The sequence below is a fragment of the Agromyces albus genome (assembly GCF_004134825.1).
Lineage (GTDB): Bacteria > Actinomycetota > Actinomycetes > Actinomycetales > Microbacteriaceae > Agromyces > Agromyces albus.
This window is the reverse complement of sequence record NZ_SDPN01000004.1, coordinates 113,053-132,204: the sequence shown is the minus strand read 5'-3', so window position 1 is coordinate 132,204 and position 19,152 is coordinate 113,053. Positions and strand designations below refer to the sequence as shown.

The 19,152-nt window shown below is 68.4% G+C and carries 16 protein-coding genes; 5 read left to right on the top strand and 11 right to left on the bottom strand.

Features of this window, described 5'->3' with window-relative positions; translation table 11 throughout:
• Positions 1-9 precede the first annotated feature (9 nt).
• The 5 genes from ESP51_RS03795 to ESP51_RS03775 form a co-directional block, all read right to left on the bottom strand.
• On the bottom strand, positions 10-1,824 hold the full coding sequence (locus tag ESP51_RS03795) for a DEAD/DEAH box helicase (RefSeq protein ID WP_129519554.1): 1,815 nt from the start codon (positions 1,822-1,824) through the stop codon (positions 10-12).
• Positions 1,825-1,870: 46 nt separating this feature from the next.
• Entirely contained in the window at positions 1,871-2,416 is a 546-nt protein-coding gene (locus ESP51_RS03790; RefSeq protein ID WP_129519553.1) for a hypothetical protein, read from the bottom strand.
• A gap of 74 nt (positions 2,417-2,490) precedes the next feature.
• Positions 2,491-4,080 carry a glycoside hydrolase family 43 protein gene (locus ESP51_RS03785; protein WP_164990390.1) on the bottom strand — a complete coding sequence of 530 codons (1,590 nt, stop codon included), beginning with the start codon at positions 4,078-4,080 and terminating at the stop codon, positions 2,491-2,493.
• The gene (locus tag ESP51_RS03780) at positions 4,077-6,179 is read right to left on the bottom strand and encodes a glycoside hydrolase family 36 protein (RefSeq protein ID WP_241842960.1); all 2,103 of its coding nucleotides are present in this window, start codon (positions 6,177-6,179) and stop codon (positions 4,077-4,079) included. Before ESP51_RS03780 ends, ESP51_RS03785 begins: the two co-directional genes overlap by 4 nt.
• An 82-nt stretch (positions 6,180-6,261) precedes the next feature.
• Positions 6,262-7,314 carry a LacI family DNA-binding transcriptional regulator gene (locus ESP51_RS03775; protein WP_129519552.1) on the bottom strand — a complete coding sequence of 351 codons (1,053 nt, stop codon included), beginning with the start codon at positions 7,312-7,314 and terminating at the stop codon, positions 6,262-6,264.
• Between the two features lie 197 nt (positions 7,315-7,511).
• Here ESP51_RS03775 and ESP51_RS03770 point away from each other — a divergent pair, with 197 nt between their 5' ends.
• The 5 genes from ESP51_RS03770 (at position 7,512) to ESP51_RS03750 (ending at position 12,048) form a co-directional block, all read left to right on the top strand.
• Positions 7,512-8,894: an ABC transporter substrate-binding protein gene (locus tag ESP51_RS03770; protein WP_241842959.1), complete on the top strand. Its 1,383-nt coding sequence runs from the start codon at positions 7,512-7,514 to the stop codon at positions 8,892-8,894.
• Between the two features lie 107 nt (positions 8,895-9,001).
• Positions 9,002-10,027, top strand: a complete 1,026-nt coding sequence (locus ESP51_RS03765) for a carbohydrate ABC transporter permease (protein WP_129519551.1) — start codon at positions 9,002-9,004, stop codon at positions 10,025-10,027.
• Positions 10,024-10,914, top strand: a complete 891-nt coding sequence (locus ESP51_RS03760; protein WP_129519550.1) for a carbohydrate ABC transporter permease — start codon at positions 10,024-10,026, stop codon at positions 10,912-10,914. Before ESP51_RS03765 ends, ESP51_RS03760 begins: the two co-directional genes overlap by 4 nt.
• The gene (locus ESP51_RS03755) at positions 10,911-11,612 is read left to right on the top strand and encodes a hypothetical protein (protein WP_129519549.1); all 702 of its coding nucleotides are present in this window, start codon (positions 10,911-10,913) and stop codon (positions 11,610-11,612) included. Before ESP51_RS03760 ends, ESP51_RS03755 begins: the two co-directional genes overlap by 4 nt.
• 148 nt (positions 11,613-11,760) lie before the next feature.
• Positions 11,761-12,048, top strand: a complete 288-nt coding sequence (locus ESP51_RS03750; RefSeq protein ID WP_129519548.1) for an iron-sulfur cluster assembly accessory protein — start codon at positions 11,761-11,763, stop codon at positions 12,046-12,048.
• A gap of 1 nt (position 12,049) precedes the next feature.
• Here ESP51_RS03750 and ESP51_RS03745 read toward each other — a convergent pair whose 3' ends face one another.
• The 6 genes from ESP51_RS03745 to ESP51_RS03720 form a co-directional block, all read right to left on the bottom strand.
• Complete coding sequence (locus ESP51_RS03745; RefSeq protein WP_164990389.1) at positions 12,050-12,796, bottom strand: YesL family protein; 747 nt, start codon at positions 12,794-12,796, stop codon at positions 12,050-12,052.
• 2 nt (positions 12,797-12,798) lie between these two features.
• Positions 12,799-13,719 carry a carbohydrate ABC transporter permease gene (locus ESP51_RS03740; protein WP_129519546.1) on the bottom strand — a complete coding sequence of 307 codons (921 nt, stop codon included), beginning with the start codon at positions 13,717-13,719 and terminating at the stop codon, positions 12,799-12,801.
• On the bottom strand, positions 13,719-14,633 hold the full coding sequence (locus tag ESP51_RS03735) for a carbohydrate ABC transporter permease (protein WP_129519545.1): 915 nt from the start codon (positions 14,631-14,633) through the stop codon (positions 13,719-13,721). The genes ESP51_RS03740 and ESP51_RS03735 overlap by 1 nt, the downstream gene beginning before the upstream one ends.
• A 75-nt stretch (positions 14,634-14,708) precedes the next feature.
• Positions 14,709-15,971: an ABC transporter substrate-binding protein gene (locus tag ESP51_RS03730; RefSeq protein ID WP_129519544.1), complete on the bottom strand. Its 1,263-nt coding sequence runs from the start codon at positions 15,969-15,971 to the stop codon at positions 14,709-14,711.
• A 56-nt stretch (positions 15,972-16,027) separates the two neighbouring features.
• Positions 16,028-18,016, bottom strand: a complete 1,989-nt coding sequence (locus tag ESP51_RS03725; RefSeq protein WP_129519543.1) for a DUF2264 domain-containing protein — start codon at positions 18,014-18,016, stop codon at positions 16,028-16,030.
• On the bottom strand, positions 18,013-19,032 hold the full coding sequence (locus ESP51_RS03720) for a hydroxyacid dehydrogenase (RefSeq protein ID WP_129519542.1): 1,020 nt from the start codon (positions 19,030-19,032) through the stop codon (positions 18,013-18,015). The genes ESP51_RS03725 and ESP51_RS03720 overlap by 4 nt, the downstream gene beginning before the upstream one ends.
• Positions 19,033-19,152 lie beyond the last annotated feature (120 nt).

Below are 19,152 nucleotides of genomic sequence, written 5' to 3'. Positions count from 1 at the left end.
GGCCTGCCCCTAGTGCCGGGGCTTCCGGTAGGACTTCTCGTCGTCTGCGTGCCGGGCGGGGCCGCCGCGGTCGGGCCGCAACTCGATGAGCCGGCCCGAGATTCGCGTGCTCTCGAGCTTCTCGAAGACCTCGGGGCCGAGGTCGGCCGGCAGCTCCACGAGCGAGAAGTCGGGCCGGATCTGGATGGCGCCGAAGTCGCCACGGCTCAGCCCGCCCTCGTTCGCGAGCGCGCCCACGATCTGGCGAGGTTCGACCTTGTGGCGCTTGCCGACCGCGATGCGGTAGGTGGACATCGGGGTGTCGCCCGGGCGTGCGCGTCGCTCGGGGCGCTCGGGCCGGTCACTCGCTCCGCGCCGGTCGCCGCGGTCACCTCGCTCGGGCCGGTCGCCGCGTGCCGGGCGATCGGCGCGCTCGGCACGCTCGGTGCGGTCGCGCTCCTGACGTGCCTGGCGGTCGGCCTCGGGTGAGAGCAGCAGGGGCGTCTCGCCCTGGGAGACGACGGCGAGCGCGGCGGCCACGTCGACCTCGGGCACGTCGTGCTCCTTGACGTAGTGGCCGATGATGTCGCGGAACCGCTCGATGCGCTCGCTCTGGCCGAGGGCGGCGGTGATCTGGTCGTCGAATCGAGCCAGGCGCGTGACGTTGACATCGTCGACGCTCGGCAGCTGCATCTGCGTGAGGGGCTGGCGGGTGGCCTTCTCGATCTGGCCGAGCAGGTAGCGCTCGCGCGGGGTGACGAAGCTGATCGCGTCGCCGCTGCGCCCGGCGCGGCCCGTGCGTCCGATGCGGTGCACGTAGGACTCCGTGTCGGTGGGGATGTCGAAGTTGACCACGTGGCTGATGCGCTCGACGTCGAGGCCGCGCGCCGCGACATCCGTGGCCACCAGGATGTCGAGCTTGCCGGCCTTCAACTGGTTGACCGTGCGCTCGCGCTGCACCTGTGCGACGTCGCCGTTGATCGCAGCCGCGGAGTATCCACGGGCGCGGAGCTTCTCGGCGAGCTCTTCGGTGACGTTCTTCGTGCGCACGAAGACGATCATGCCCTCGAAGTTCTCGACCTCGAGGATGCGCGTGAGGGCGTCGATCTTCTGCTGGAACGACACGATCAGGTAGCGCTGCGTCGTGTTGACCGACGTGGTCGTCTTGTTCTTGACCGTGATCTCTTCGGGGTCGTGCAGGTACTGCTTCGAGATCCGGCGGATCGGCGCGGGCATGGTCGCCGAGAACAGCGCGACCTGCTTGTCGTCGGGGGTGTCGGCGAGGATCGTCTCGACGTCTTCGGCGAAGCCCATCTTGAGCATCTCGTCGGCCTCGTCGAGCACGAGGTACTTGAGCTCGGTGAGGTCGAGCGTGCCCTTGTCGAGATGGTCCATGATGCGGCCCGGCGTGCCGACGATGACGTGCACGCCGCGGCGGAGCGCCGAGAGCTGCACCCCGTAGCCCTGCCCGCCATAGACGGGCAGCACGTGAACGCCGCGCACGTGCGCCGCGTACTTCTCGAACGCCTCGCAGACCTGGAGCGCCAGCTCTCGCGTGGGCGCGAGCACGAGCGCCTGCGGGGTCTTCTGCGAGACGTCGAGGCGAGAGAGGATGGGCAGCGCGAACGCCGCGGTCTTGCCGGTGCCGGTCTGGGCGAGCCCGACGACATCGCGGCCCGCGAGCAGGGCGGGGATGGTCGCGGCCTGAATGGCCGACGGCGTCTCGTAGCCGATGTCTTTCAGGGCCTTCAGCACCGGTTCCGAGAGTCCGAGGTCTGAGAATGTCGGCGTGACGGGGGCCTCGTCGGCCGCCTCGCTCTGCGCCGTGGAATCGAGGGATGACATCCTCCCACGGTAGTCCGTCGCGCGGCGGACTCCCACGGGTGTGGCGTCAGTCCTTCCCCTTGTCGGGCTTATTGATCGCGCCGGGCGCCTTGTCGGAGGGATGCACGTCATCGTTGGGCGATGGCGTCGGCTCCACCGCGGTGCCGTCGTCCGCCACCGGGAGCTCCTCGCCGGGCTCGGGAGTGGGCGTCGGAGTCGGTGACGACGACGGCGGCTTCGGCGTGGGCAGGATCGGTCCGAAGGGGGCCGGAGTGGGAGCCTGGGTCGACGTCGGCCGCGGCTGGTCGACGACGGAGGAGGCGCTGCCTTCGGGGGGCGCGGGGCTCGTCGACTGCAGCAGGGCGATGGTGCCACCGAGGGCCGCGACCACGGCGACCCCGACGACGCCGGCGAAGGCGCTCCGGGGATGCCGCATGACCCATGCGGCGATGGCGGAAGCTCGCGGGGAACCCCACTCGATCACGGCGCCGATCAGCGCGGCGGCGCGAGCGCGGACCGGGTGCACGGCGGTGGTCGGACTCGCGGATGGCGCGGCATGGCGGCCTCGCGGGCGCAGGGATCCGGTGCGCGATTCCTCGTCGATCTCCAACACGCTCACCTCTCCTCAGCTCGAATCCGTCGTACCACCCCCGGTCGAGGATAGGCGGAGGGGCTGCCGAGCGCCATTCACGCGCCTCGGAAACCGGCGTCGACGTAGTCGAAGTCGGCGAACCAGCCCTGTCGATCGAGGTCGTCAGCGCGCACGCCCGCGAACATCCCGGTGAAGCGCAGCCCGCCGCCGTGGTCGTCGGAGAGTGCGTACGCGGGGTACTCGCCGGGAAGGTCACGCCACGCACCGTCGGCAGCGGTCGCCGAGCAGCGGAGGTCGCCGCCGGCGATCGACATCCGCAGGCCGACCGGACCGGGGCCGACGGCGTAGGGCTCCGATCTCGTCGTTGTGCGATCGCGGGTGACGACCCGAAGATGCCGCCCGTTCTCGGCATCCCAGGTGAGCTGGAGCCAGATCCACGCCGACCGGTCGTACCACGCGACGAGGCCCGCCGCCTGGCGCACGGACGTCGGCTCGGCATCGACGAGGGTCTCGACGGTCGCATCGAGCTCCTCGACGCGCTGCGCGATCATCGCCTGCTCGAAGACGCTCGCTGTCGAGTGCCCGCCGCGAAGCCGCAACCATCCGGGCCTGCTGCCGAGATCGAAGGCGGCGGGATCCGCGGCGCTGCGCAGGGTCGACCATCGGCGGAGGTCGAGCGCATCGCCCTCGAAGTCGTCGCGTGCCGGCGGCTTCACCACGGGTGCCGACTCGAGTTCGGGGAATGAGACCTCGACCCGGCCGTGGTGCCCGCCGCCCTCGAGCCGGAGCCACCCCTCGTCATCGAAGACGACTCGCTGGATGCAGGTCTCGCGGCCGAGCGTCGAGTAGCGCTCGCCGAGCCGCAGCGCGGGCCGGCTCGCGAGGTGGACGAGCGCCCACCCGCCGCCGGGCAGGGCCACGAGCTCACCATGGCCGGCCTTCTGCAGGGGCGTGCCTGGGTCGTCGCGACTCGTCAGCACGGCGGGCGCCGCGTCGCGCACGTACGGACCCGTGAGCGAATGAGAACGCGCGACCGTGATGCCGTGGTTCCAGCCCGTGCCGCCCTCGGCGAGCAGCAGGTGGTAGCCGTCGTCGAAGTGATAGAGGTTCGGCCCCTCGACGAGCGACGGCTGACTGTAGATCTGCACCGCCTCGCCAGACACTCGCTGCCGGTCGTGGAAGTACTGCTCGAGCACGATGCCGCTGAAGCTCGGATGCTCGGGGCGCTGGTCCCACGCCACGCCGACGATCCAGTGCGTGCCGTCGGTGTCGTGGAAGAACGAGAAATCGAAGCCCCGGGAACCGAGATGGATCGGCTCGCTCCACGGCCCCGAGACATCCGGAGCCGTCACGAGGTAGTTGTCGAGATCCTTGTTGTCGCCGTCCATCGTGCGGATGACGGAGTACGCGAGCCAGAACTCGCCGTCGACGTACGTGAGACTCGGCGCCCACACGCCGCCCGAGTCGGGGACCCCGCGGAGATCGAAGCCGTTCGACTCGTCGAGAGCGTGCCCGACGACCTCCCAGTTCGCGAGGTCGCGAGACCGGTGGAGGCGCACCCCCGGGAACCACTCGAAGGTGCTCGTGGCGACGAAGTACTCGTCGCCGACCCGCACGATCGAGGGGTCGGGATTGAACCCGCGGAGGATCGGGTTCGTGGCGATGACGGGCACGTCAGACCTCATGCCCCTGCACCGAGCTCGAACACGCGAGCGGTCGGTCCGGGCACCGTCTCGAATCGGAGGCCGTCGCCCTCGGGGGCGGTGTTCCACTCGACGAGGCTTCGCGGGAAGACCTCGCGAACCGGGCCCGCGACTCCCGGCACGGTGATCGTGGCGGCGGCGTCGCTGCGGTCCCACACGATGAGGTAGCTCGCGTCGGGGCCGCGAAGACCGAGGCAGATCGCGGCGTCGTCCCAGCCGGGGAGGCCCAGCGGCCAGAAGGGCTCGAGGTCTGCGAGCGCGTCGCGCAACTGCTTGTGCACGCGAACCGCGTCACGCACCAGCTCGAATTGCGAACCGCGCAGCGTGTCGAGGAATCCCGACAGGTAGAGCCGGCCGGCAAGTCCGGTGACGAGCGTGAACGCCGTCTCCTCGTCGGTCATCTCGACGTGCGGGTAGGCCCAGTTGCCGCACTGCTCGGGCAGGATCGTTGCGGGAGCGGATGCCGCGATCGGCGGGTAGAGCCGGAAGTCCTGCTGGTCGCTCGTCGACTGCAGGTGCGAGACCGAGAGCAGCGAGTAGTCGGCGCGCATGGCTCCCGAACTGCAGTTCTCGAGCAGGAGGTGCGGATGCCGCTCCTGCACGTCGACGAGCCATGCGCGGAATGCACGGGTGTGCCCGAGCAGCCCGTCGCCCGGCGCGGTCGCGCGCCAGTCCGTGCCCATGCCCGGGTTGATGTTGTAGTCGAGCTTGAGGTACGAGATTCCGAACGCGGACACGAGGTGGTCGACAGTCTCGTCGAGATGGGCCCGTGCTGCAGGATGGCGCAGGTCGAGATGGTAGCGGTCGTGCTCACGCACTCGGCGCCCGAAGCGCGTGAAGAACGCGTCGTCGGGCAAAAGCTCAGCGGCCGCGCTCTCGATACCGACGACCTCGGGCTCGAGCCACAGCCCGCTCTTCATGCCGCGGCGGTGGATGTGGTCGATGACCTCGGCGAGCCCTCCGGTGAAGCGAGCGGATGCCTCGCGCCATTCGCCGACCGTCGACCACCAGTCTCCGATCGCGGGGTCGGCGAACCACCCCGCGTCGATGCAGAAGACCTCCGCGCCCGCCTCGGCGGCCGCGTCGATGAGCGGCAACAGCGCCTCGGTCGTCGGCTGTCCCATGAGGGTGTTCATGAAGTCGTTGTAGATCACTGGCAACTGCTCGCGATCCACCGCCCCGGCGCTGAGCCAGCGACGGTACCGCGTGAACTCGGCGACGACGCCGTCGCGTCCCTGGCCGGAGGTCGCGACCGCGACGGGGACGGTCTCGAAGGTCTCCCCCGGCTGCAGTTCGTGCGCGAACTGGTGGTGGTGGTCGGTCGGGCCGAGGAGGCTGATCGTTCCGCCGTCTCGCGCCTGCGAGAGGTCGCAGTGCCACCCTCCACTCGTCTCGAACTGCCATCCGAGGGCTTCGCCGGTCATCACGCTCGTCACGATCCCAGCGGCGAGGTGCTCGCCGGTCGACCATGCACCGTGACTGGTCATTCCATGGTGACCGCGACCGTCCTGCCCGTGCAGGGCGAGGTTCAGTCGAGGCAGCCACACCCTCAGCGAATGCTCCTGCCAGCGATTCTCGGCGAGCCACTCGCTCTCGGCGACCGCGAGCAGCACCTCGTCGAGGTCGGCTTCCGACGCACCGAAGCCGAAGGTCGCGGTCGAGGCCGCGGTCAGCACGATCGTCGCGCTCGACGTGTTCTCGATCGTCGTGCGCACCCTGATCACGCGCGCCGTTCGCGGGCGCGTGATCCAGGAACGCACGACGAGTCCGGTCTCGGGGTCGCGTTGGGTCACGCACACGGATGTCTCGGAGTCGGTCGCCTGCTCAGAGTGCTCGACGTAGCGAAGGCGCGCCCCGATCGCGGAGCGCACGTAGGCCTGGCTCGTGCGCGCTCGCTGCTCATCGGCGCTGAAGATCTCGACGAGCGGGACTCCGCGGCGACCGAGGAAAGTGGAGTCGTCGATGCCGATGAGCGACACGGCGTTGTCCTCGTCCCAACCCAGCCGCGCGACGGAGGACAGCGTCGACGCCCTCAGAGGGGCGTCGATGAGTTCGTTCGAGATGGCTGACTCCTTCGTCACGAGGCCCTCGAGTCGGAGGCCTTGCGGATATCGTTATCCCAGCAGCTTACAACGACTCGCGACCATCGCACGCCGACGGGCATCAGCCGGCGTAGACCGAGCCCTTGACGATCGTCTCGGTGGGCAGTGCGATGCGCGTCGGCCGTTCATCGCCCTCGGCCTCATCGAGCGCGAGGGAGAGCGCGGCCTCGCCGAAGGCCTCGAGCGGGATCTCGACCGTGCTGAATCGCGGCAGGACGTCGCCGAGCATCGGCACGTGGTCGAAGCCGGTCACCTCGATGCCGTTCGGCACCTCGATGCCGCGGTCGCGCAGCGATGCGATCGCGCCCACCGCCATCGCATCGCTCATGGCGGCGATCACGTCGAATCCGCCGACGCGATCACCGAGACGCTGCACGGCCTCAAATCCGCCATCGCGCGAGAACGGCGCGTGGATCACGTCATCGTCGGGCACCGTGATGCCCCGCTCCGCGAGCCCCTCGAGAAATCCCTCGACCCGATCGCGCGAGGTCACCTGGTCGGTCGGACCGGAGATCACCGCGAACGAGCGATGGCCGGCGTCGACGAGTCCCACCGCGAGTCGCGCCGCTGCCCCGCGGTTGTCGACGGTCACGGCCGGATACGGCAGGTCGCTGTCGCCGATGAGCACGACGCTCGCGCCCTGCGCCTGGAGCAGGCGCAAGTGCTCATCGAGCACGGCCTCCCGCTCGGCGTCGGTCGTGCGGCTCGTGGCGAGCACGATCGCGCGGTGGCGCTCACCTCGCAGCTTGGTGAGCAGGTCGAGCTCGCGCCGAGCGTCGTCGCGCGTGGTGCGCACCGCGACGGAGAGCCCTCGCTCCTCGGCTGCGTGCATCACGCCCGCGATCACGGTGGCCGAGCCGAAGTCGTCGATGTCGCTGACGATGAGCGCGATCGTTCGGGCGCGCCCGTCTTTGATCGCCTGGGCCGCGGTGCTCACCGAGTACCCCAGCGCGCGGGCGGCCTCCTCGACGCGCCGGCGCAGCTCGGGAGTGCCACTCGCCTTCCCGCGCACGCCGCCGTTGAGCACGCGTGATGCCGTGGGAACGGACACCCGGGCGAGGCGCGCCACATCGGTCAGCGTCACGGGCTTCGAACCCGAATCGTCTGCCACCATCCACCCTCCCCTTCGGCGCCGTCCCCTCGTCCACGACGAAACGTTACGGACACCGATATCCACTGTATGACGATAGTCAGTGTCACCTGCGGAAGCGGTTCGGCGGTCATTGCGTCGTCACAGTGTTGGCAAACGTTCTCCAGTGACGTAAAGTGGCCCGCGACCCGAGTGGGCGACGTGATCTCAAAGGAGAAGACATGACATACGCAATGGTGCGACCCTCGTCGCGAGGCGTCGGGGCGGAGCAGCCCACTGCGCGCGGTGCGAGGAGGAAAGCAGGCATCGGCCTCGCGATGACGGCCATCGCTGCACTCGCCCTGACCGGCTGCGCCTCGGGCGGAGCCGAGACCGAAGCTGCCGAGAAGACCACTATCCGGTTCACGTACGCGACCGGTGACGAGACCTGGAACGGCGTCGTCGAGGGCGTCGTCGACGCCTTCAACGAGCAGAGCGACACGGCGACCGTGCAGCTCGACCCCCTGCCCGCCGGCAGCGACTACGCCACCGCGGTGAAGACCATGGACGCCACGGGCAACTGGCCGGCGCTCATCGACATGCGCGACACCCTCACCTACATCAACGCGGGCAAGCTCGCCCCGATCCCCGAGTCGGTCACCTCGCTCCTCGACGAGAACGTCTACGGCGAGAGCAGCGACGGGAACGTCTACGTCGTGCCGACGACTGCACTGAACGGCGAGATCGGCATCAACATCGTCTATGACAAGGCCTACTTCAAGAAGCACAAGCTCGAGGTGCCCGAGACCTACGACGACTTCATCGACCTCATGGAGGAGATCAAGAGCAACGGTGACGTGCCGTTGGCCACAGCCGCCGGCGAGGTGTGGCCGAGCGACCAGCTCTGGAAGCCGCTGGCAGCGCCCGTGTTCGCCGAGTGGAGCGACGAAGACGGCTTCTGGAACGCGGTTCAGGCCGGCGAGGCTTCCATCGCAGACCTCAAGGCACCGCTCGAAGAGCTCAAGCGCATCACCGACACCTACGTGCTCCAGGGCTGGCAGTCCACGGCAGACGCGCAGACGACGACGCTCCTCGTCAACGGCCAGGCCGTGATGGCGACCTCGTCGGCGGGCCTCGGGCGACTCCTCGACGTCAACAAGGTCGATCCCGACTTCGAGGCGGGGCTGTTCATCATCCCTGATGAGGACGGCGACATCAACGTCCTCAAGAACGCCGTGAACGGCGACACCGCGAGCGGAATCGCCATCTCCTCGCAGGCGGCCGAGGACGAGAAGGAATACCAGGCGGCCGTCGACTTCCTGGAGTTCTACTTCTCGGTCGACACGGCGAACCTCATCGAGGAGCTGGGCATGATCGCCCCGAACATCGCCGAAGCCGACAAGGTGAAGCGCAACACGTCGATCCCCGGCGCCGAGGACTTCTTCGCGCTGCTCGAGAACCCGAACCTCACCTGGTACTCGAACGAGCCGAAGCTGGCCACTTTCAGCAGCTTCAACACGTTCTTCCGCCAGACCCGAATCGAGATGCAGGACGGCCAGACGACGATCGACCAGGCCATCGAGAAGGCTCAGGCCGAGTACGAGAAGATCGCGGCCGCAGGCTGAACGGACCGACCCGGTGATCCGCCGACCTGCCCGGTCGACGCGGATCACCGGGTCATCCGCCACCGTATGACGGGCCGAGAAGGCCCCTACCGGGAACGAAGAGACGAATGAGTGATCGAGAGGGACAGGCCACGGCCGTCGCCACGGCCGTGCGCCTGACGGGCGATGGGCCGCTGGAACCGCTGGCGCAACCCCAAGGCCCCGGTGGTGACCACCCCGCCGCCGACGTCGCGCCGGTACGCGTCGTCTCACGCCGCTTCCGCCGGCAGCGCTGGGGCATGTTCATGTTCATCCTGCCGGCGCTCGTGGTCTACCTCGTGATGGTCATCCTCCCCTCGCTGCAGTCGCTGCAGCTGAGCCTGACCGACTGGGACGGCGTCAACAGCTCGTACGACTACATCGGGTTGCGCAATTACGAGGAGATCCTCGGCAGCGGGCGGTTCTGGAATGCCGTCAGGAACACGCTCCTCCTCGGCCTCGGTTCGGCCGTCATCATCAACGTCATCTCCCTCGTGGTCGCGCTGCTGCTCGACAAGCTCAACCGAGGGCAGGGGTTCTTCCGCACGATCGTCTACCTGCCTGCACTCGTCAGCGGATTCATCGCGGCGACGATCTGGAAGTACATGCTGAACTTCAACTTCGGCTCCGTGAACACGCTGCTGCGCGACCTGGGCCTCGGCGACCTCGCCCAGGACTGGCTGGGCGACAGCGATCTCGTGGTCGGCGTGCTCCTCTTCATCGTCTGCTTCACGCTCGGCGGCAACACGACGCTGATCTACCTCGCGAACCTGCAGTCCGTGCCGCAAGAGCTCGTGGAGGCGGCGAAGATCGACGGCGCGAGCAACGCGAAGGTCTTCCGCTTCGTCACCTGGCCGATGCTGGCCGGCGCCGTCACCGTAAACATGACCCTCGCGGTGATCGCCGGCTGGACGATCTTCGACCAGGTCATGGTGCTGACCAGCGGCGGCCCCGGATTCGTGAGCGAGACGATGGCCTTCTTCATCTACAAGGTCGGCTTCGGCGAGTACCGCGCCGGCTACGGCAGTGCCGCGGCCATCGTGCTCTTCATCGTCGTCATCGTGAGCACGGTCCTGGCCAATCGGTACATGCGCAAACGGGAGATCCAGGCATGAGCACGCAATCCACGAAAGCACAGCGCCCGGCGTCGCGCAGCAGCATCCGGAAGGCCGAGCGGGTCCGGCTGGGCCGTGGCGAAGTCGTCTCGATGGTCGTCCTCGCGGTGCTCGTCATCGTGGTGTCGTTCCCCGTCGTCTACGCGTTGCTCAACTCCTTCCGCAACTACGCGGAGATCACGCGCGATCCGATGGGATTGCCCACGTCGTTCAGGTTCGACAACTATGTACGGCTGTTCCAGGACACCCAATACGGCGAGGCGCTCTGGAACACCCTCGTCATCACCGTCGGCACGATCGTGCTGCTGATCGCCCTGGTGCCGATGGCGGCGTACGGCATCGAGCGCATCGGCGGACGCACGTCGAGATTCATCTACATCCTCTTCATCGCGGGGCTCATGATCCCCTTCCAGGTGCGGATGATCCCGCTCGTATCGGCGATGGACGACGTCGGCCTGTACAGCACCCTGACGAGCGTGATCCTCGTGCATCTCGGAGGCGCGGCATCCTTCGGCGTGCTCCTGTATTGCAGCTTCATCAAGGGCGTTCCGACCGAGGTCGAGGAAGCCGCCCACATGGACGGGGCCGGCCGGCTCCGCACGTTCTGGACGATCGTCTTCCCGATGCTGATGCCCGTGACCTCGGCGTTCATCATCATCCAGGCGCTCGGCCTCTGGAACGACTTCTTCATTCCGCTCGTGTTCCTGGACTCCTCGTCGGCGGGAACGATCAACGTCGCCCTCAGCCGCATGATGGGCCTGCTGACCTCGCAGTGGGAGCTCATCTACACCGGCGCGATCCTGGCCATCGTCCCCTCGGTGATCATCTTCGCCGCCTTCCAGCGATACTTCATCAAGGGGATGTCGATCGGAGCGGTCAAGGGATGATGAAGGGCTTCGCGCACGACGGGCCCCTTGCGCGGGCACTGCTGAACGTCGCCTACGTCGTCGCGGTCTCCGTGAGCGTGGTCGCGTGCGCGATTCCCTATGTGCTGTTCGAGCAACTGGTGGGATGGCAGCCGACGCACCTGGCCGTCGTCGTAGGCGTCGTCTCGATGCTGCCCCTCGGCCCAGCGCTGTTCGCCGCGCTCTCGACCTCGCGGGCCCTCCTCCAGGAGCGCGGCTCCCCCGGGACTGCGTTCCGCCGGTTCTGGCGGGCTTTCGCGTCGGGGACGACCTCGCTGGGGTGGTACTGGGGGCTCGTCGCGCTCCTCGCCCTCCTCATGGCCTACAACGTCATCCTCACGGAGAACACGGCGGTGGTCGTCGCCGGCGCGGTCCTCCTCGCGGTCATCGCGATCGTGCTCGCCGTGGCGCTCTCGTGTGCCGTCGCGACGGGCGTCTCGGGTCGCCCATCCGCACTCCTCGTCGTGGCCGGGCGGTCGGTGGCATCCCGCCCGCATGTCGCGCTCGCGTGGCTCATGCTCATCGCGGTCGCGTATGCAGCGACGCTCATCCCGCTCGTCGGGCCGAGCCTGGCATTCTTCACACCCGCCTTCGCGGCAGCCGGAATCCTGATCGTCAACACGACCTTCGGATTCGACGAACTCGTGCGACGCTACGCAGCGGCCCCGGTGGTTGAGTAGCGCCCGGCGAAGCCGGACGCGTATCGATACCACCCGACGGGTCCCCAAGGGCGCCCAGTCTGGGGCATCCGCGCCTCGATCTCAAGGGGTTGCCGAGTCTGTGGCGATCCTGAAGGGTGGACACTTCGTGATCGCAGAGGAGAATCGCATGCTCACACTGACCGACACCGCCACCATGGTCGTCAAGGAGATCGTCGATCGCAGCGGCGGCCCCGACGGCACCGGACTCCGCATCAACGCGGAGGATCCGGCCGGCACGGAGTTCGCCGTCGAGATCGTCCCCACCCCCGAGGAGAGCGACGCCATCGTGGAACAGGCCGGCGCCCGCGTCTACCTCGGCGAGAATGCCGCCGTCGCCCTCTCGGACAAGACACTCGACGCGAGCGTCTCCCCCGACGGCCGCGTCGCCTTCGACGTCGTGCCGCAGCAGGTCTGAGCTATCGGGTGGTCGGAGTGGCCTCGGACTCGCGCGTGAGCGACGCGTAGCCGGCCGCGGAATTGCTCCAGAGCAGGTAGAGCGCGAAGCCGCCGAGCCCGAGCACTCCGACCACCGGCTGGGCCAGGATGATCGTGGCCCACGCACCGAGGATGGCGAGGGTCACGAGCGAGACCGGCCAGCGCCTGACGGCGAGGAACAGCGCGGCCTTCAGGATGTCGCGCACACGCGACTCGGGATGCCGCGCGATGCCGGCGAACGAGCCGAGCGCCGTGACGACGAGCAGTGCGCCGACCACGGCGAGAAGCGGACCGACGAGCGCGGCGAACTCCGTGCCCCACAGGAACATGACGTCGAGCACGAGGATCGCGCCCAGCACGAGCGTCGCGACCCAGACGCCGAGCGCACGCCTGGCGGTGCCGGCGTAGGCGATCCAGAAGTCGCGCATCGGCCGCAGGTCACCCGTGCGCCTTGCGCGTTCGAAGCAACTGAACGCCGCGGTGATCGCCGGCCCGAGCGGCACGGCGCACAGCAGCAGGAACGGCCACGCCGCGAGCGGCTGGGCGACGACGGTGAGGGCCGCGACGAGCGGCACGCCCGCGACGGCCACCGAGAACGCGATCGCGAGCGCCTGGTAGACCGTGTCGAACACGTTCTCGAACGTCTCGCGGCTCGGCGCGAGCACTCGCGCGATGCCCGACTTCGGCCGCCGATCGATGCTCGCGCGCTGGTCGGCGTCGGTGCCCACGGTCAGCCCTTCAATCCGCTCGTCGCGATGCCCTGGATGAAGAACCGCTGGCCGAGCAGGAAGACGATCACGATCGGGATGACCGAGATCACCGATCCGGTCATGATCATGGCGTACTCCGCGTCGAACTGGCCGACGAACGACCGCAGCCCGATCTGCACGGTCCACAGGTCATTGCTCGTGAAGTAGATGAACGGACCCATGTAGTCGTTCCACGTGCTCACGAACGTCAGCAGGGCGAGGCTCGCGAGTGCCGGCTTCGTGAGGGGCAGGATGATCCGCCACCAGATCCGGTACTCGTTGAGGCCGTCGATGCGGGCGGCCTCGCTCAGCTCATCGGGGATCGTCATGTAGTACTGCCGCATGAGGAACACGCCGAACGCGCCGAACGCCTGCAGCAGGATGATCGAGAGGTGCGTGTTCACGAGGCCGGCGTTCTGCATCATGATGTACTGCGGAATCATGTAGGCCTGCCACGGCACGGCGATCGTCGCGATGTAGATGACGAACAGCACGTCACGGCCCTTGAAGCGCATCTTCGAGAAGCCGTAGGCGGCGAAGCTGCCCGTCAGCACCTGCAGGAACGTGATCGTGACCGAGAGGAACAGCGAGTTCTTCAGGTAGGTCAGCAGCGGGATGCGCGTCCAGATGTCGACGTAGTTCGACCAGACGAACTCGGTCGGGATCCACTGGATCGGAATCGAGAAGACCTGGTTATTGTGCTTGAGCGACGACGAGACCATCCAGAAGAACGGCACGAAGATGAGCAGCGTGAGTGCCGCGAGCAGCACGTAGAGGAGGACGCGCTTCGCGGGCTTCAACCTCGGCCCGCGGCGCTTCGCGGTCAGCCGGCGGCCGGCGGCCGGGGGTGCGAGCTCGTCGGCGAGCCGGTCGACTTCAGGGAGGGTACTGGTGACGGACATCAGTCCTCCTTCCTCTTCTGGATGCGGAACTGCACGACGGTGAAGACGAGCACGATGAGGAAGAGCGCGAGCGAGATCGCCGACGAGTATCCGAAGCGATTCTCCGTGATGCCCTCTTCATAGATCAGTTGCGAGAGCACGAGGGTCGCGCGGCCCGGGCCGCCGTCGGTCATCACGACGATCAGGTCGAACACCTTGAAGCTCGCGATCGTGACCATGATGAGCACGAAGAACGTCGTCGGCCGCAGCGACGGGATCGTGATGTTCCAGAACCGCTGCCAGGCATTCGCGCCGTCGACGTCGGCGGCCTCGTAGTACTCCTGCGGAATGGCCTGCAGACCCGCGAGATAGAGCACCATGTAGTAGCCCATGTCACGCCAGACGCTCGTGATGATGACGGCGGGCATCGACCAGGCCGACGTGGTCGTCCACCCCGGCGGGTCCTGCACGCCGATCCACTCGAGGAACTGGTTGATCGGGCCCATGGTCGGGTTGAAGAGCATGTTCCAGACGACCGCGACGGCCACGAGCGACGTGATGTACGGGAAGAACATCGTCGTGCGGAAGAAGCCGAGGCCGCGGATCCGCTTGTTCAGGAGGAGCGCGAGGCCGAGGGCGGCGAGCATCGTGAGGGGGATGTGGCCGGCGGCGTAGTAGGCGGTGTTGCCGAGCGCGATCCAGAAGGACTGGTTGCCCAGCATCCGCTCGAAGTTGTCGAAGCCGACCCACTCGGGAGGCGAGTACGAGTCCCACTCCATGAAGGCGATGACGAAGGCGGCGCCCATGGGAATGAGGGTCAGCACCGCGAACCCGATGAAGTTGGGCAGGATGAAGCTCCAGCCCACGAGCGCGTTGCGCCGCGCTCGGGCTCTGGACTGCGGGCGCACCGGTGCGCGCGTTGCGGCGATCGCCATGGCGGTTCCTCCGGGGTTGGTTCAGGTGCGAGCTGGTGCGGGGACCCCGCCGGGAAGGCGGGGTCCCCGCAGGGATCACTCGAGGACGTCGCCCGTGACGCGCTCGTCCATCGTGGCGATGCCGTCGGGGATCGAGGCGTCGCCGACCATGATGAGTTCGTGTTCCTCATCGAGGATGGTGCTGATGTCCGAGGAGTACTCGCTCACGGGCATCTCGAGCACGACGTCCTTCGGCTCACTGAACGTGGTGACCGACAGGTCGTCGGTGGGCAGTGCCGTGAAGGCCGCGGTTACGTCGTCGGACGAGAAGGCCGGCACGACGCCGATCGCGGCGATCGCCTTGGCACCCTCTTCGCCGGCTGCGAACTCGAGGAACTTCTTGGCCGCGTCCTGGTGCTCCGAGTTCTTGTTCACGGCGAAGGCGGTCGGCGATCCGAAGGTCACGGTCTCCTCACCGGCATCGATCTGCGGCATCGGCGCGACGCCCCAATCGACCGTCGACGTTCCGCCCTCGATCGCCGCGGCGATTCCCGAGATGTACCACGTGCCCATCGGCATCATCGCGGCCTGGCCGGTCTCGAACATCGTGCGGTAGCTGATCTGCTGCGTCTTCGCGGTTCCGAAGTCGAGCGCGTTCCCGCCGGTCTGCAGGTCGAGCGCGAGCGAGTACTGGTCTTCCATGAACCCGTAGTCGCCGCTCAGCAGGTCGCCACCGGTCTGTGCTGCGGCGATCGCCTGCACGACCGATCGCCAGTAGTGGTGGTAGGTGCCGAAGACCTTCTGGCCACCGGTCTCGCCGGTGAGCTGCTCGGCAATGCTCTTGTACTCGTCCCACGTGATGTGGTCGGGGTACTCGACGCCCGCCGCGTCGAAGAGGCCCTTGTTGTAGTAGAGCAGCCAGAAGTCCTGGCGGTAGGGGACGGAGAAGTACTCGCCGTCGAGGTCGAACGGCTCGATGCCGGCGAGGTTGTCGGCGCCGAGCGACTCGACGACGTCGCTCACGTCGAGGAGCTGGCCGCGGTTCGCGTAGCGCGCGTAGTCGGTGACGTTCTTCATCGTGAGCACGTCGGTCTTGTCACCGCCGGCGAGCATCGTGGTGACCTTCTCCGAGTAGTCGTCGGCGAGGATGTCGACGGGCTCGATCGTGATGTCGGGGTTCGCCTTCTCGAAGGCGTCGAAGAGCGCCTGGAACTCGGGCGTCTGCTCCATGTTCCAGACCGACACGCTCAAGGTGACCGGACCTTCGTCCTCCTGCTGGGCGGGGGCGCCCGAGCAGCCGGTGAGTGCGAGTCCGATGGCCGCGGTGATCGCGGCCGCTGAGACCAATGTTCGCTTCATTGCGTTGTACTCCTCATTCGGGGGCATGCTAGTTCGCGACCGGGCGGCCGCGAAATTCAGGGTTGGCGGGGCACTCGGGCTCGGTTCACCTCCGGAAGGTCGATCGAGATCACGGCTCCATCGGGCCACTCCACGCGGCACCGGTCGGCGCCGAGGAGATCGACCTGTGGAGCCGGCGACGGCGGGTTGGCGTCGCCCGAGAGCAGGACGGCGACGATGCGCCACGCGGCATCCGTCACCTGATCGGCCGTGCTGCACCACGGCGTCGCGGAGTGGGCGCCGAGCGGCGTCGCATCGAGGTCTTCGCGCACGCCCGAGTCCTCGAATCCGGCGAGCGGCACGAGGGCGCTCGTGAGGCCGTTGCAGCTCGCGACGGCTCCCTCGATGAGCGGCGCGGCATCGCCCGACAGGGTCCACCCCCCGACGCGGATGACGGCGGCGGGAACGTCCTCGTCGCCGGTCGTCGAGACACGCACGAACCGCACCTCCCAGGCGCCGCGTACGAGCGAGCACGTCTCGATGAGCGGGCCGCGCGTCACAGCGGTCGCGGCCCTCCCGTCGCCGTGATCGGGACCGGTCGGCGCGTCGTCGATCCAGTGCGCACGGGCGACGGATGTCCCCCAGCCGAACTCCTCCCCGTCGTCGCCGAGCAGCGACTCGAGCGGGCCGCGGGCGAAGCCGGAGCGGTGGCTTGGAAGGCCATCGCGCATCGCGGCGACCGAGCCGTCGAGCGGATGCGCCACCCCCATGCCGCGCAGCAGGGGTGCCGTCGCGGTCGAGTAGCCGAATCGCGCGTACAGGGGCGGGTCGGTCTGCGCTTCGCCCTCGTGGCCGTGGTCGGTGCCGTGGTTGACGACGCGCACGAGGCCGTCGGCACGCGTGCCGCTGACAAGCCAGCCCGGCGCGGCGATCACTCGCTGCACGTCGCCGAGTTCGACGGGAAGCGGCTCCTCGACCGCGGTCCACACGGGGTGGTCGGCGGGCAGGGCGAGGCCGAGCATGCCCTTCGACGCCCAGTTCGGCGAGCCGGGTCCGGAGTAGGACTGCGCCATGGCTCGCCACTCGTGGTGCCAGCCGAGGGTGAGGATGCCGCGGGCATCGGGTGCCCCGCGGTCGGCGAAGTGCCGGACGATGCCGCTCGCCGCGCGGCGCACGAGTCCCGGCGCGAGCGTCTCGGACCCGGCGAGCGCGCCCGCCCAGAACGGCGCGGCGGCGGCGAACCGGTAGACGAGGCTGCGACCCTGGATGAGCGGTGACCCGTCGGCCCCGATGAGGGTGACGGCATCGTCGAGGTAGCGGTCGAGGTGGGCGCGATACCGGGCGAGGCGCTCTTCGTGCTGCGGGTCGCCGGCGACCATGCCGGCCCACAGCACCGGGTAGAGGTGGAGCGCCCAGCCCGTGTAGTGGTCGAACGCTCGAGAGGAGCCGTCGGAGAACCATCCGTCGGCCCTGAAGAAGCCATCGGCGATCGCGAGGTCCTCTTCGATGTCGTCGCGGCGATGGGGGCCGCCGACGCTCGCGAGGAACTGCTCGACGACGATGCGGAACCACACCCAGTTGATCGGCGGGTACGGCTGGCCGATGACGGTGGAGAGGTAGCCGACGATGTTGCCCTGCACGCGAGCGCCGAGGCGATGCCAGATGACGTCGCGAGTGAGGTGCAGGCCGATCGCGAGCGCCGCGGCCTCGACCTTCGCCTGGCCGATCTCGTCGGGGCGCAGCCACCGCTCGGGCGACGACGGATCGGTGCCCGCGTCGAGCCCCTCGCTGAACCACGCGGCGAGCGCGCCGGTGTCGCCGGGCGAGCCCGCGATGCGGAACGCGGCGAGCATGAACGTGCGCGCGAAGCCCTCGAGGCCGTCGACCGCACTGCCGTAGCCGCCCGGCGCACCCGGGAACGAGATGAGGGCGTGTCCCGGCGACGCGAACGGGCGCGAGGAGGAGAGGATGCGGTCGGCGAGCGCGGCCCAGTGCTCGCGGGTCCAGCCGGTGTGCGGCGAGAGCTCCCGGTCGAGGGCGGGCAGCTGCAGGGTCGCGGCGCTCATGCGCTCACTCCGAGGTCGGCGAACGTGACGGCGGAGAGCGGCGCACGCCCGTCGAGGTAGCGCTCGAGCTCGTCGAGTGCCGCATCGGCGAGCCGGAACGTCTCGGTGCCGAGGGAGCCTGCGATGTGGGGCGTGATCGAGACGTTCGGCAGGTCGAAGAGGGGCGAGTCGAGCGGAAGGGGCTCCGGGTCGGTGACGTCGAGGATGGCATCGAGCCGGCCGCTCGAGCACTCGGCCGCGAGGGCATCGGTGTCGAGGAGGGTGCCGCGAGCCGTGTTGATGACCGTGGCGCCGTCACGCAGCATCCCGAGCTCACGCTCGCCGATCATGTTGATCGTCTCGGGCAGGGCAGGGGCGTGGAGGGAGAGCACGTCGACCGAGGGGAGCAGCTCGTCGAGCGAGACGAGACGGGCTCCGGCGGCGGCGACGACCGCGGCATCCGCATAGGGATCGGCGACGAGCACGTCGGCTCCGTCGAGCTGCCGCAGGAGCGCGACGACCCGGCGGCCGATGCGCGAGAAACCGACGACGCCCACGCTGCGCTGGAAGTTCGACATGCGCGGCGAGTCGAGCAGCGATCGCCACTCGCGGCGGTGCGCGCGGGGGTCGCGAGCGAAGTACTGTGCGCGCTTCCCGGCGAGCACGATCGACGCGAAGGTGAACTCGGCGACGGGGATCGCGTTGGCCTCGGCGGCCGACGTGACGAGGATGCCGCGATCCCAGAACGCCTCGCTCACCATCGGCCGCACGGTGCCGGCGCAATGGAAGACCGCCTTCAGGTTCGGCATCCGGGCGAGGCGTTCCGCCGTGAGCGCGGGCGTGCCCCATGAAGTGATGAGCACCTCGACCGAGGCGAGTCGATCAGCCAGGGCCGGGTCGTCGAGGTCTCCGGATGTCACGGGGTCGGGCACCTCGCAAAGACTGCGCAACCGGGCGAGCCGGCTCTCGTCGAAGAGGGCGGAGAACGAGTCGGGCCACATCGCAACGAACGCGGAAGGTCGCGATCCGTGAGTCATCCGGTGGTCTCCTCTTCGAGTGGTGCCCCGTGTTGCGGCGGGCTGAGAGATAGTGAATACTCCCCTTCGATCCCAGTCAAAGTAAACGAACCCATTCGAACACGCTTGATCACAGATGAT

Coding starts and splice junctions, on each gene's coding strand:
- ESP51_RS03725 (WP_129519543.1), bottom strand. CDS start 18,016: ATGAGCGCCGCGACCCTGCAGCTGCCCGCCCTCGACCGGGAGCTCTCG.
- ESP51_RS03720 (WP_129519542.1), bottom strand. CDS start 19,032: ATGACTCACGGATCGCGACCTTCCGCGTTCGTTGCGATGTGGCCCGAC.
- ESP51_RS03760 (WP_129519550.1), top strand. CDS start 10,024: ATGAGCACGCAATCCACGAAAGCACAGCGCCCGGCGTCGCGCAGCAGC.
- ESP51_RS03755 (WP_129519549.1), top strand. CDS start 10,911: ATGATGAAGGGCTTCGCGCACGACGGGCCCCTTGCGCGGGCACTGCTG.
- ESP51_RS03735 (WP_129519545.1), bottom strand. CDS start 14,633: ATGGCGATCGCCGCAACGCGCGCACCGGTGCGCCCGCAGTCCAGAGCC.
- ESP51_RS03765 (WP_129519551.1), top strand. CDS start 9,002: ATGAGTGATCGAGAGGGACAGGCCACGGCCGTCGCCACGGCCGTGCGC.
- ESP51_RS03740 (WP_129519546.1), bottom strand. CDS start 13,719: ATGTCCGTCACCAGTACCCTCCCTGAAGTCGACCGGCTCGCCGACGAG.
- ESP51_RS03770 (WP_241842959.1), top strand. CDS start 7,512: ATGACATACGCAATGGTGCGACCCTCGTCGCGAGGCGTCGGGGCGGAG.
- ESP51_RS03750 (WP_129519548.1), top strand. CDS start 11,761: ATGCTCACACTGACCGACACCGCCACCATGGTCGTCAAGGAGATCGTC.
- ESP51_RS03785 (WP_164990390.1), bottom strand. CDS start 4,080: ATGAGGTCTGACGTGCCCGTCATCGCCACGAACCCGATCCTCCGCGGG.
- ESP51_RS03795 (WP_129519554.1), bottom strand. CDS start 1,824: ATGTCATCCCTCGATTCCACGGCGCAGAGCGAGGCGGCCGACGAGGCC.
- ESP51_RS03730 (WP_129519544.1), bottom strand. CDS start 15,971: ATGAAGCGAACATTGGTCTCAGCGGCCGCGATCACCGCGGCCATCGGA.
- ESP51_RS03775 (WP_129519552.1), bottom strand. CDS start 7,314: ATGGTGGCAGACGATTCGGGTTCGAAGCCCGTGACGCTGACCGATGTG.